The 12,769-nt window shown below is 69.5% G+C and carries 8 protein-coding genes; 7 read left to right on the top strand and 1 reads right to left on the bottom strand.

Annotated features, from left to right (window positions below; all coding sequences use genetic code 11):
* Nucleotides 1-182 precede the first annotated feature (182 nt).
* The 6 genes from TEF_06205 to TEF_06180 all read left to right on the top strand — a co-directional run bounded on the left by TEF_06205 (nt 183) and on the right by TEF_06180 (nt 7,256).
* The gene (locus TEF_06205; protein ID ANK83310.1) at nt 183-1,448 is read left to right on the top strand and encodes a hypothetical protein; all 1,266 of its coding nucleotides are present in this window, start codon (nt 183-185) and stop codon (nt 1,446-1,448) included.
* 39 nt (nt 1,449-1,487) lie between these two features.
* Nucleotides 1,488-2,075 carry a two-component system response regulator gene (locus TEF_06200; protein ANK80432.1) on the top strand — a complete coding sequence of 196 codons (588 nt, stop codon included), beginning with the start codon at nt 1,488-1,490 and terminating at the stop codon, nt 2,073-2,075.
* Nucleotides 2,076-2,162: 87 nt separating this feature from the next.
* Nucleotides 2,163-2,930 carry a hypothetical protein gene (locus tag TEF_06195; protein ANK80431.1) on the top strand — a complete coding sequence of 256 codons (768 nt, stop codon included), beginning with the start codon at nt 2,163-2,165 and terminating at the stop codon, nt 2,928-2,930.
* A 62-nt stretch (nt 2,931-2,992) separates the two neighbouring features.
* Nucleotides 2,993-4,816: a GTP-binding protein TypA gene (locus tag TEF_06190; protein ID ANK80430.1), complete on the top strand. Its 1,824-nt coding sequence runs from the start codon at nt 2,993-2,995 to the stop codon at nt 4,814-4,816.
* A 175-nt stretch (nt 4,817-4,991) separates the two neighbouring features.
* The gene (locus TEF_06185) at nt 4,992-6,281 is read left to right on the top strand and encodes a hypothetical protein (protein ID ANK80429.1); all 1,290 of its coding nucleotides are present in this window, start codon (nt 4,992-4,994) and stop codon (nt 6,279-6,281) included.
* A gap of 81 nt (nt 6,282-6,362) precedes the next feature.
* Nucleotides 6,363-7,256, top strand: coding sequence for a hypothetical protein (locus TEF_06180; protein ID ANK80428.1), 894 nt, complete (start codon nt 6,363-6,365; stop codon nt 7,254-7,256).
* Between the two features lie 179 nt (nt 7,257-7,435).
* Here the strand turns inward: TEF_06180 and TEF_06175 are convergent, their stop codons facing one another.
* Complete coding sequence (locus TEF_06175; GenBank protein ID ANK80427.1) at nt 7,436-11,035, bottom strand: bifunctional proline dehydrogenase/L-glutamate gamma-semialdehyde dehydrogenase; 3,600 nt, start codon at nt 11,033-11,035, stop codon at nt 7,436-7,438.
* A 65-nt stretch (nt 11,036-11,100) separates the two neighbouring features.
* On the opposite strand from TEF_06175, the gene TEF_06170 reads away from it, so the two are divergent.
* A complete protein-coding gene (locus TEF_06170; GenBank protein ID ANK80426.1) occupies nt 11,101-12,729 on the top strand; it encodes a choline dehydrogenase in 1,629 nt (542 codons plus the stop codon).
* The last annotated feature ends 40 nt before the right edge of the window (nt 12,730-12,769 follow it).

Genomic DNA, 12,769 nt, shown 5'->3' with positions numbered 1-12,769 from the left:
GCGCCCTATCTAGCGCCAGCGCCGCCCCAATCCAACCGAGGGTTGGGCCCTGTCCGGACTTTCGAGTCCTGTTTCCCTCGACGGCGGTTCGGCGGTATTGGAGAGTCATGAACGATCGCACCTTCCATTCGGAGGATCTCTTCGTCGTCGGGACCGGACCGGGCAGCAGCGGCTCCGGGCGGGTGCGGCTGCAGACGCTGATCCTGATCCGCTGGATGGCGGTGATCGGCCAGAGCTTCTCGCTGCTTTTCGTGCGCTATGGCATCGGCTTCGAGCTGCCGATCGTCCCCTGCATGGTCACTGTGGCGGCCTCGGCGGGGCTGAACATCATCCTGGCGCTGCAGTACCCGAACACGGCGCGGCTCTCGGACCGGGGCGCCTCGCTGTTCCTGGCCTACGACCTGCTGCAGCTCGGCGCCCTGCTGTACATGACGGGCGGCCTGACCAACCCCTTCGCCATCCTGATCCTGGTGCCGGTGACGATCTCGGCCACCATCCTGTCGTTCTGGAGCACCATCGTCCTCGGCGGGCTGGCGCTGCTGTTCATCAGCCTGCTGGCCATGTGGTACCTGCCGCTGCCCTGGTCGCCGGAGCCGCTGGTGCTGCCCGACCTCTACATCGGCGGCATCTGGGCGGGTCTGGCGCTGGGCATCGTCTTCATGTCCGCCTATGCGGGGCGGATTTCCTTCGAGACCAAGCGCATGTCCGACGCGCTGGCCGCGACCCAGTCGGCGCTGTCGCGCGAACAGCAGCTTTCGGCGGTCGGCGGACTGGCCGCGGCGGCGGCGCACGAACTCGGCACGCCGCTCGGCACCATCCACCTGGTCGCCAAGGAGCTGGGGCGCGAACTGCCCGGGGACTGGGAGCACCGCGAGGATCTCGACCTTCTGGTCAGCCAGGCCGAACGCTGCCGCGATATCCTGGCCGAACTCTCCCGCCGGCCCGGCGAGGGTGACCGGGCCTTCCGCGAAACCACGATCGTCGGCCTGGTCGAGGCCGCCGCCGAACACTACGCCAGTCTCGGCGTCGCGATCTCGATCGAGCCGCAGACCGGCCGGCCGCCCAATGTCTACCGCAGCCCCGAGGTGCTGCACGGGCTGGCCAACATCACCGAGAACGCGGTCGACTTCGCCCGCGCCCATGTCTGGATCCGCATCTACTGGGACGAACCGGAGATCGTCATCGTCATCGAGGACGACGGCCCCGGCATCCCGCCCGAGGTGCTGCGCAACCTGGGCGAGCCCTACAAGACGTCACGGCCCGACAAGGGCGGCATGGGCCTCGGCGTCTTCATCGCCACGACGCTGCTGGAGCATTCCGGGGCGCGCGTGACCTATGCCAACCGCGTCGAAAACGGCATCGTCACCGGCGCCCGCGTTGCCATCCGCTGGGGGCGTGGCATTATTGACCCGAACCTTGCGGGTCATTTACCTGTAGGGCAACAGTGACGGACAAGAGTATCGAGTCGGAGCTTCCGGAACGTGAGCATGAACGAAAACAACAACGACGCCGCCGATGACGGCCAGCAGCAGATCGATCTGGAGACCCTGGACGACCGCTCGCTGCTGATCATCGACGACGACCGCCCCTTCCGCCAGCGCCTGGCGCGCGCCATGGAGAAACGGGGCTTCGACGTGGAAGTGGCCGAGTCGGTCGAGGAAGGCATGGCGCTGGTGCGAGAGATCCACCCCGCCTTCGCCGTGGTCGATCTGCGTCTCGAGGACGGCAACGGCCTCGATATCGTCACCGTCCTTCACGACGTCCGGCCCGAGGCGCGGGTGGTCATGCTGACCGGCTACGGCAACATCGCCACGGCGGTGGCCGCGGTGAAGGCCGGCGCGATCGACTATCTGGCCAAGCCGGCCGACGCCGACGACGTCTCCAAGGCGCTGCTGGTGGTCGACGGGGAACGCCCGGCGCCGCCGGAGAATCCCATGTCGGCGGACCGCGTCCGCTGGGAGCATATCCAGCGGGTCTACGAGCTTTGCGGCCGCAACGTCTCCGAGACCGCGCGCCGGCTCAACATGCACCGCCGCACGCTGCAGCGCATTCTGGCGAAACGCTCGCCCAAGTAGACAGCAAGCCGGGCGCTCCGGAATGACCGGACCTGTTGCGACGCAGCAGGCGGTCGGCAGATCATGATCGCACAAGGGGAGGGTCGCATGTCCGAAGACATGGCGGTGGACTGGGAAGGCGATATCGCGCTCCTCAGACTGCAAAGGGCGCCGGTGAACGCGCTCGACATCGACTACTGCGAAACCGTGACCCGTGAGCTGGATGCCCTCGCCGCCGATGGACGCGCACGGGCCGCGGTGCTGACCGGTCGGGGCGACTGCTTTTCGGCCGGGGCCGACCTGAAGACGGTGCCGCACTACGATGCCGGGGAGCAGCGAACGATGCTGCGCGTCCTCAACCGGCTGTTCCACGCCGCCTACCGGCTCCCCGTTCCCCTGGTCGCGGCCGTCAACGGCCACGCCATCGCCGGCGGCCTGGTTCTCGCGCTGGCGGCCGACTACCGGGTCGCGGTCGATGAGAAGGCGCTACTCGGCGTCACCGAGATCCGTGTCGGCATCCCCTATCCGGTGACGGCGATCGAAATCCTCAAGGCGGAACTGCGCCCCGAGGAATGGCGCAAGGCCGTGCTGACCGGCGATCTGTTCGGACCCGGCGAGGCGCTGGCGCGCGGCATGGTCGACGAACTGCGCCCGGCGTCCGAAGTGCTGTCCCGGTCGCTGGAGATGGCGGCGCATCTCGCCGGATCCCCGCGGGAGACCTACGCCGCCGTGAAACGCCAGTTCCGGGCGCCGGCGCTGGTGCGAATGGCCGCCGCGCTGGAAGGCGCGGAGCCGCTGGCCCAGCCCTGGATCGGTCCCGAAACCCGGATCAAGGCCGCCGAACAGCTCGAGGCCATGAGCAGACGCGGCGGCTGATCCAGCGTGCTCCTCGTTTTTGTGCGTTGCAGCAAGCTCCGCCCGGGGCTACATAGCCGCCCATGAGCACAGATCGCCGCAACATCGCCATCATCGCCCATGTCGATCATGGCAAGACCACCCTTGTGGATGCACTCTTCCGGCAGTCCGGCACCGTCAAGGCGCATCAGCAGATCGCGGAGCGCGCCATGGACTCCAGCGACCTGGAGAAGGAGCGCGGCATCACCATTCTCGCCAAATGCACCTCGGTGATGTACGGCGAGACCCGCATCAACATCGTTGACACGCCCGGCCACGCCGATTTCGGCGGCGAGGTGGAGCGCATCCTGTCGATGGTCGACGGCGTCATCCTGCTGGTCGACGCGGCCGAGGGGCCGATGCCGCAGACCAAGTTCGTCACCTCCAAGGCGCTCGGCCTGGGTCTGAAGCCCATCGTCGTGGTCAACAAGGTCGACCGCGGCGACGCCCGTCCCGAGGCGGTTCACGAGGAGGTCTTCGACCTGTTCGCCGCCCTCGACGCCAATGACGAACAGCTCGATTTCCCGGTCCTCTATGCCGTGGGCCGCGACGGCTGGGCCGCCGAGACCCCCGACGACCGCGGCGGCGACCTGAAGCCGCTGTTCGAGCTGATCATGCGCCACGTGCCCGCACCCGGCGGCGATCCGGCCAAGCCGTTCCGCATGCTGGCCAGCCTGCTCGACGCCGACCCCTTCCTGGGCCGCACGCTGACCGGCAAGGTCTATGACGGGACGATCCGCCCCAACCAGACCGTCCAGGCGCTGAGCCGCGATGGGAAGAAGGTCGAGACGCTGCGGGTGACCAAGCTGCTCAGCTTCGACGGACTGGAGCGCACGCCGATCGACGAGGCGCGCGCAGGCGACATCATCGCCATCGCCGGCGTCACCGCCGCCGGCGTCTCCAACACCATCTGCGACCCGACGGTCACCGACCCGATCCCGGCCCAGCCGGTCGATCCGCCGACCCTGGCGGTCACCTTCAGCATCAACGATTCGCCGCTGGCCGGCCGCGACGGCGGCAAGGTGCAGAGCCGCGTCATCCGCGACCGCCTGCTGAAGGAGGCGGAAGGCAACGTCGCCATCCGCGTCACCGAGACGGCCGACAAGGACGCCTACGAGGTCGCCGGCCGGGGCGAGCTGCAGCTGGGCGTGCTGATCGAGACCATGCGCCGGGAAGGCTTCGAGCTTTCGATCTCGCGTCCCCGCGTCCTGTTCCGCGAGGACGAGCAGGGCAACCGCATCGAGCCGATGGAGGACGTCGTCATCGACGTCGACGACGAGTTCTCCGGCATCGTCGTGGAGAAGATGGCCGGCCGCAAGGGCGAGCTGGTCGACATGCGCCCCTCCGGCGAGGGCCGGACCCGGATTACCTTCGTCGCGCCCTCGCGCGGGCTGATCGGCTATCACGGCGAGTTCCTGACCGACACGCGCGGCACCGGCATCATGAACCGCGTCTTTCACGGCTTCGCGCCCTGGAAGGGGCCGATCCAGGGACGCCGCAACGGCGTTCTGATCAGCCTGGAGACCGGCCGGTCGGTGGCCTATGCCCTGTGGAACCTGGAAGAGCGCGGCGTCATGTTCGTCGGCGCCGGCGAGGACATCTACGACGGCATGATCATCGGCGAGAACGCGCGCTCCGGCGACCTGGAGGTCAACCCGCTCAAGGGCAAGAAGCTGACCAACATCCGCGCCGCCGGCAAGGACGACGCTGTCGACCTGACGCCGCCGCGGCGGATGAGCCTGGAGCAGGCCATCGCCTATATCGACGACGACGAGCTGGTCGAGGTCACGCCCGGCCACATCCGGCTGCGCAAGCGCTTCCTGGACCGCCACGAGCGCAAGAAGTCCGAGCGCCGCGCGGCGTCGTGATCCTCCTCCTGCCGGCCAGAAGCAGTTCGATGGCGTGCCGGCGTCCCTGCATTCGCCTCCCCCTTGATGGGGGAGGGCCAGGGTGGGGGTGGAAATACAATCGGGCCTTCGGCCTTACCCCCCTCCGATCGCTTCGCGACCACCTCCCCCACAAGGGGGGAGGCATATTGATTTCATGATAGGTGTTCCCGCCGCCGCCGACGCCGTCGTCATTGGGGCCGGCATCGCCGGCGCGGCCAGCGCCTTCTACATGGCCTCGCGGGGGCTGAACGTCGTCGTCTGCGAGAAGGGCCGCATCGCCGGCGAGCAGTCCAGCCGCAACTGGGGCTTCGTCCGCCAGCAGGGCCGCGACCCGGCCGAGATCCCGCTGATGATGGAAGCCAACCGCATCTGGCGCGGGCTGGAGCGGGAACTGAACGCCGACCTGGAATGGACCGCCGGCGGCAACATGGTGGTCTTCCGCAACGAGGAAGAGCGGGCGATGTTCGGGCGCTGGCTCGAGCACGCGAAGGCGCATGGCCTAGACAGCCGCATGGTCGACCGCGCCGATATCGACCGGATCGCCACGGGCACGAATTTCGGCGAACACGGCGCCATCTACACCCCCTCCGACGGCCATGCCGAACCCGCGAAGGTCACGCCCGCTCTGGCGCGCGCCGCCGCGGGCCGCGGCGCGACATTCATGGAAAACTGCGCGGTCTTCCGGCTGATCCGGGAGGGCGGGCGCGTCGCCGGCGTCGAGACGGAACGGGGCGAAATCCGCGCGCCCGCCGTGGTGCTGGCCACCGGCGTCTGGTCGTCGAAGATGCTGGGCCACCTGGGGCTGAAGCTGCCGCAGGTCTGGGTCACCGGCTCGGTCGGACGCACCGACCCGCAGCCGGAGTTCGCGAAGTCCGCCATCTGGGCCGGCGTCGGCATCCGCCAGCGCCGCGACGGCACCGTCAACTTCGCCCGCCGCTCCGCCGATCACGACCTGATGGTGCAGAGCCTGCTGCACGGTCGGTCGTTCCTGAAACTCAGCCGCCAGCACGCCGGCGACTTCCGCATCCGCTTCCGCAAGCTGCTGCTCGACACGGCCATGGGCCATTTCTCGGAGGCCGCGCTGGCCAACGAACTGGTGCGCCATCGCGTGCTCGATCCGAAGCCCAACATGAAGGTGCTGGAAGAGGCCCTGGCCGAGCTGAAGCAGTCGATTCCGGCGCTGAAGGAGGCGCGCATCGAGCGGAGCTGGGCCGGCTATATCGACATGACGCCGGATCTGCTGCCGGTAATCGAGGCGGTGGACAAGCCGCAGGGACTCGTCATCGCCACCGGTTTCTCCGGACACGGCTTCGGCATGGGCCCGATCGTCGGACGGCTGGTCAGCGAGATCGTCGCAGACGGCAGGCCCTCCCTCGACCTTGCCGCCTTCCGCTTCGGCCGCTTCGCCGACGGCACCGCGCTCGAGGTCGGCACGGCGGTCTGAGCAACGCCGGCCCCAACTTCCCGCTGGACTTCGCCCGGGGGAAGCCTCATCTCCGTGCCATAATCCATCAAGGAGGCGACAATGAGCGGACTGACCGAGGCCGGCCGCCGGGCGGTGCGCGAGGCGGCCGGGCGATACGGCGTCTCCGAGCAGACGGCCGAAGCCATGCTACACGCGCTGGTCCGCGGCGGCGGCACCATGGCGCAATTCAACATTCCCGAACTGGGCGGCAGCGGCCAGTGGCTGGCCGGCGGCATGACCATGGTCGGCGACATGTTCAATCATGGGCTGCAGGCGACTGTCTCGGGGCTCGCCAGCGATCTGGCGGGTGCGATGAGCGCGGAACGGCTGGTCGAGGCGCCGAAAGCCACGTCCATGCGCATGATGGGCCAGAGCCATGGCTGGTGGCCCGACGGGCTGGGCCAGCCGAGCGCCACCGGCGGCCAGAACGACATCGCCTACGCCGTCTTCCCGTCCACGCGGCGGCTGGCGGTGAAGCTGGGCGAGCGCGTCTTCCTGTTCGACACCCGCGAGCACAATATCGGCGGCGTCTCCCAGAGCCAGGCGGGCGGCGGACTGTCGTCGCTCAGCTTCCAGAGCCAGTACGGCAATCTGGCCCTCGTCGAGTTGCCGCGCGTCGACGGCGGCGGCCAGACGCAGGCGCAGGGCGGCGGCGACCAGGGCCAGGCCCAGGGCGGCGGCGGCCAGGCGTCCTGGCAGGACTCAGGCGTGCAGTCTGAACGCGCTCCGACGCGTGCGGAAACGGAAACACCGCACGAGACCAGGACCGAGGCGCCCCGGGCGGCCCCACCGCCCCCGCCGCCCGCGACGATGACCTCCAGCCCCTCCACTGCGCTGGCTGACGTCGATTCCGTGCTGAGGACCATCGAGCGGCTGGCCGAACTGCGTGACAAGGGCGCGCTGACGGACGAGGACTACAACGCCAAGAAGACCGAGCTGCTCTCGCGGATCTGACGGACCCGGCTTCCCGGGGCCCGCGCCGGTCCGGTCCGGAACTCATCATTGAATATGCGATGTCACCCCCGCCTCTGTGCGGGGGTCCGGTGCGGCTTCGCCGCCGAATCCAGTATTGGGCCGGATGCCCGCACGAGGGCGGGCATGACACGGAGAATCACGCCACCCGCGGCGGGCAGTCAGACGCTCCCGAGCAGCTGGGCGTTGCCGCCGGCGGCGGTGGTGTCGATGCAGATGGCGCGTTCGTGGGCAAAGGCCGCCGGGTGGATGCGTTCGGTGATCAGCGGCGTGATCGGCCCCTCCCGGGCTGCCAGCGCCTGCTTGAGCGCGCGCATCCGGTCCGTCCCGCCGCAGAAGGCCGCAACGCCGATCTCCAGTTCCGCGAGCGCCGCCGCGTCGGCTTCGCCATCCAGCGCCGCGACGGGCAGCTTCGCCTCGATCAGCGGCTGCGTGGCGTCGGCCGCGCCGGGACAGACCATCAGCGCCGGTGCGCCGACGCGGAGCGCCTGCACGGCCTGGTCCAGCGCCGCCTCCGGCGTCGGTCCCAGGCAAATCACGGGCCCTCGCGGGCTCAGCCAGTAGCGGTTGGATTCGCCTGTCGGACCCGGCAGGTCGATCGGCCCGCAGTCCAGCGCGGCCGCGGCAGCCATGGCCTCTTCCGCCCGGCCGCGGAGCGCGTTGCGCAGCGCCGTCACCCGCCCCGGCTGACCGGCCCAGCCGCCGGCATCGAGCTTCGAGAGCGCCTTGCGGAGGTCGCCCGCGTCGATGGTCTTGTCTGATGGCGCGTCCTGCGCCCCCTCGACCGCCCGGCGGAAACGGCGGAGATAGTGCGGGCCGCCGGCCTTGGGTCCGGTGCCCGACAGCCCCTCGCCGCCGAAGGGCTGGCAGCCGACGATGGCGCCGATCTGGTTGCGGTTGACGTAGAGATTGCCGACATGGACGCCCTCGACCAGGTCCTGCACCCGGCGGTCGATGCGGCTGTGCATGCCGAAGGTCAGGCCATAACCCCGGGCATTGATGTCGCGAACGACGTCATCGACCTTCTCGGCGTCGTAGCGGGCGATGTGCAGGACCGGGCCGAAGACCTCGCGCTCCATCTCGCCGATCCCGCTGACCTCGATCGCCACGGGGCCGACGAACAGGCCGCGCTCCGGCACGGCCATGCGCTTCAGCACCCGGCCCTTCCGCTCGGCGGCGTCGACATAGGCCCTTATGTCGTCGCGGGCCTCTTCGTCGATCACCGGGCCGACATCGGTCGCGTAGGACCAGGGATCGCCCAGCGCCTGCGAATCCATGGCGCCGAACAGCATTTCCAGCATGGTGTCGGCGACATCGTCCTGCACGTAGAGCACGCGCAGCGCCGAGCAGCGCTGGCCTGCGCTCTGGAAGGCGCTGGCCAGAATGTCGCGCACCGCCTGCTCCGGCAGCGCCGTGGAATCCACGATCATGGCGTTCAGCCCGCCGGTCTCGGCGATCAGCATGGCTTCCGCCGGACCCGTCTCGGCGAGCTGCCGCTCGATTCGCTTCGCGACCTCGGTAGAGCCGGTGAAGCAGACCCCGGCGATGCGCGGATCGGCGGCAAGCGGCGCGCCCACCGACGGCCCGTCGCCAGGCAGCAGCTGCAACACGTCCGCCGGCACGCCGGCCTCGTGCATGGCCTCCACGGCGCGGGCGGCGATCAGCGGCGTCTGCTCGGCGGGCTTGGCGATCACCGCATTGCCGGTCGCCAGCGCCGCGGCCACCTGGCCAGTGAAGATCGCCAGCGGGAAGTTCCAGGGACTGATGCAGGCGATGACGCCGCGCGCCGCCGTGCCCTGTTCCACGCGGGGCGCCTGCATGGCGTAGTAGCGCAGGAAGTCGACCGCCTCCCGCACCTCGGCGACGGCGTCCAGCGGCGTCTTGCCGGCCTCGCGCGCGGCGATGGCGAAGAACTCCTCGGTCGCCGCTTCGTAGAGATCGGCGGCGCGGTTCAGGATGGCCCCCCGCTCGGCGACCGCCGTCGCGGCCCAGCCGGGCTGCGCACTTGCGGCGCGGCCTACCGCAGCCTCCGCCATGGCGGCATCGGCCTCGTAGACATGGCCCACCACGTCGTCGGGGTTGGCCGGGTTGATCACGCCGCGGACCGTTCCTTCCGCCCCCGCGGTCCACTGGTGCGGCGAGGCGAAGGGCGCGCGGCCGGCCTCGATGCGGGCCACGTCCGCCGGATCGGTGACGTCCCAGCCCTTCGAATTGCGCCGCCCCTTGCCGTAGAGCTCGGCGCCGCGCGCGATCTTCGGGTGGGCCACGCTTTCCACCTTCTCCAGTTCGGCGAAGGGGTCGCGGGCGATCTCCTCCGGCGGCACCTCGGTGTCGGCGATCTGGTGGACGAAGGAGCTGTTCGCGCCGTTCTCCAGCAGCCGCCGGACCAGATAGGCCAGCAGGTCGCGGTGCTTGCCGACCGGCGCGTAGATGCGGCAGCGCGTGCCGTCCTTCTTCCGGACCGCTTCGTGCAGCGCCTCCCCCATGCCATGCAGCCGCTGGAACTCGAAGCCTTCCATGCGGTTGCCGGCCATGTGCAGCACCGCCGCCGCCGTGTGGGCGTTGTGGGTGGCGAACTGCGGATAGATGCGGCCGCGCATCTCCAGCAGCTTCCGCGCATGGGCGATGTAGCTGATGTCGGTGTTGATCTTGCGCGTGAAGACGGGAAAGCCGTCGAGGCCCATCACCTGGGCGCGCTTGATCTCGGTGTCCCAGTAGGCGCCCTTGACCAGGCGGACCATGATCCGCCGGTCCAGCTTCTCCGCCAGGGCATGAAGCCAGTCGAGGACCGGGCCGGCGCGCTGGCCATAGGCCTGGACCACCACGCCGAAGCCATCCCAGCCGGCAAGTTCCGGATCGGAGAGCACGCGCTCGATCACGTCCAGCGAGGGGTCGAGACGGTCGGCCTCCTCGGCGTCGATGTTGAAGCCGATCCCGGCCCTGGCGGCCTGCCGGGCGAGCTCGAGCGTCCGTTCCGCCAGCGTCCCGATCATCGCTTCGCCCTTGCCGAACTCGTAGCGCGGGTGCAGGGCCGAGAGCTTGACCGATATGCCGGGATTGGCGGCGATCTCGTCGGACTTCGCGTGCTTCGCGATCGAAGCGATGGCGGTGCGGTAGGCCTCCCGGTAGCGCGCCGCATCGGCCTCGGTCCGCGCGGCTTCGCCCAGCATGTCATAGGAGTAGGTGTAACCCTTCTCCTCCATGCCTCGGCCGCGCTTCATCGCCTCGTCGATCGTCTGGCCGAGGACGAACTGCCCGCCCAGTTCCTTCATGGCGCCGGCGACCGCCGTGCGGATGACAGGCTCGCCCATCCGCCGCACCAGCCCGCGCAGGGCGCCGGCAATGCCCGGCTCCTCGTCCTCCAGCACCCGGCCGGTCAGCATCAGCGCCCAGGTCGAGGCGTTGACCATGATGGAGCCGGAATCGCCCACATGGCTGCCCCAGTCGTGCGGCGCGATCTTGTCGCGGATCAGTTCGTCGATGGTTTCCGCATCGGGCACCCGCAACATGGCCTCAGCCAGGCACATCAGCGCCACGCCCTCCCGCGTCGACAGGCCGTATTCGGAAAGGAAGGCTTCCAGCGCCACGGGCGGACCGGCTTCCCGCACCGACCGGACGAGGCCGGCGCCACGGTGACTGACGGCATCGCGTTCCGCCGGCGACAGCCGCGCATCTTCCCGCAGCCGGGCGATGGTCTCGGCCTCGTCGGCCAGGATCGCGGCCCGGAGCCGCTGGCGGATCTCGTCGAGCGTCTCTGTCATGGCGGAAGACTAGCGAAACGCGCATGCGCTTGCCACGGTACCCTGCCGCCTGAGACAATCCCCCCATGGGGAACGGAGACGAGGCCACGCCCTTCGAGGGCGAATGGGACTACATCGTGGTCGGCGCAGGCTCGGCCGGCTGCGTGCTCGCCAACCGGCTGTCGGCGGACCCGAAGAACCGGGTACTGGTGCTAGAGGGCGGCGGCAAGGACAACTGGATCTGGTTCCACATCCCCGTCGGCTACCTGTTCGCCATCGGCAATCCGCGCTCGGACTGGCTTTACAGGACCGAGGCCGAGGCCGGACTCAACGGGCGCAGCCTGATCTATCCGCGCGGCAAGGCGCTGGGCGGCAGTTCCGCCATCAACGCCATGATCTCCATGCGCGGCCAGGCGGACGACTACCGCCACTGGCGCCAGCTCGGCCTGGACGGCTGGGACTGGGAGGATGTGCAGCCGGTCTTCCGCCGGATCGAGGACCATTTCCTGGGACCAAACGAACATCACGGCACGGGCGGCGAATGGCGGGTCGAGCCGCCCCGAGTCTCCTGGAAGGTGCTGGATGCGGTGGAGGACGCCGCCGAACAGATGGGCGTCAGCCGGATCCCGGACTTCAACACCGGCGACAACGAAGGCGTCAGCTACTTCCACGTCAACCAGCGCAGGGGCGTCCGCGTCTCGGCGGCCCGCGCCTTCCTGAAGCCCGTGATGCACCGCCCGAACCTGCGCGTGGAGACCGGCGTCACCGTCGAGCGCGTCGCCATTGAGGGCCGGCGGGCGGCGGGCGTGCGGTTCCGCCGCGACGGCGTCGAGTACCTGGCGAAGGCCCGGGGCGAGGTGGTCCTGTCCGCCGGCGCCATCGGCTCGGTGCAGATCCTCCAGCTCTCCGGCGTGGGACCGGCGGAATGGCTCGGCGAGCACGGCATCGACGTCATTGCCGACCGCCAGGGCGTCGGACGCAACCTGCAGGACCACCTGCAGCAGCGCGCGATCTACAAGGTCCACGGCGTCAAGACGCTGAACGAGACCTACCATTCGCTGATCGGCCGCGCGGCGATGGGCCTGGAATACGCGCTGTTCCGCCGCGGCCCGCTGACCATGGCGCCGTCGCAGCTCGGCATCTTCACACGCTCCGATCCCTCGCGGGACTGCGCCAACATCCAGTTCCACGTCCAGCCGCTCTCGCTCGACAAGTTCGGCGACCCGCTGCACCGTTTCCCCGCGATCACGGTCAGCGCCTGCAACCTGCAGCCGACCAGCCGGGGCACGATCCGCATCCGCTCACCGAAGCCCGAAGACCACCCGCTGATCGCGCCCAACTACCTGGCGACGGCGGAGGACCGGCAGGTCGCCGCGGACGCGATCCGGGTGACGCGAAAGCTGATGCGGCAGCCCGCGATGCTGCAGTTCGAGCCCGAGGAGTTCCTGCCCGGCCCCGGCGTCGGCGACGACGACGCGGCGCTGGCCCAGGCGGCGGGCGACATCGGCACGACGATCTTCCATCCCGTAGGCACGGCGAAGATGGGCCGCCCGGACGACGCCCATGCGGTGGTCGACGAGCGGCTGCGCGTCATCGGTCTCGAGGGCCTGCGCGTCATCGACGCCTCGGTGATGCCGACGATCACGTCCGGAAATACCAACACGCCGACGATCATGATCGCCGAGAAGGGCGCAGAGTACGTGCTGGCGAAGTAACCCGGAATGGCGCCCCTGGACCCGATCCAGGGGCGCAGTA

It is taken from the genome of Rhizobiales bacterium NRL2 (assembly GCA_001664005.1).
Taxonomy (GTDB): Bacteria; Pseudomonadota; Alphaproteobacteria; order Minwuiales; family Minwuiaceae; genus Minwuia.
The sequence above is the reverse complement of the archived record's forward strand: the minus strand, read 5'-3'. Positions and strand labels throughout refer to the sequence as shown.

Bases quoted from the DNA above. Each gene is read 5' to 3' on its own strand.
- TEF_06200 (ANK80432.1), top strand. From the start codon at position 1,488: ATGAACGAAAACAACAACGACGCCGCCGATGACGGCCAGCAGCAGATC.
- TEF_06195 (ANK80431.1), top strand. From the start codon at position 2,163: ATGTCCGAAGACATGGCGGTGGACTGGGAAGGCGATATCGCGCTCCTC.
- TEF_06190 (ANK80430.1), top strand. From the start codon at position 2,993: ATGAGCACAGATCGCCGCAACATCGCCATCATCGCCCATGTCGATCAT.
- TEF_06185 (ANK80429.1), top strand. From the start codon at position 4,992: ATGATAGGTGTTCCCGCCGCCGCCGACGCCGTCGTCATTGGGGCCGGC.
- TEF_06180 (ANK80428.1), top strand. From the start codon at position 6,363: ATGAGCGGACTGACCGAGGCCGGCCGCCGGGCGGTGCGCGAGGCGGCC.
- TEF_06175 (ANK80427.1), bottom strand. From the start codon at position 11,035: ATGACAGAGACGCTCGACGAGATCCGCCAGCGGCTCCGGGCCGCGATC.
- TEF_06170 (ANK80426.1), top strand. From the start codon at position 11,101: ATGGGGAACGGAGACGAGGCCACGCCCTTCGAGGGCGAATGGGACTAC.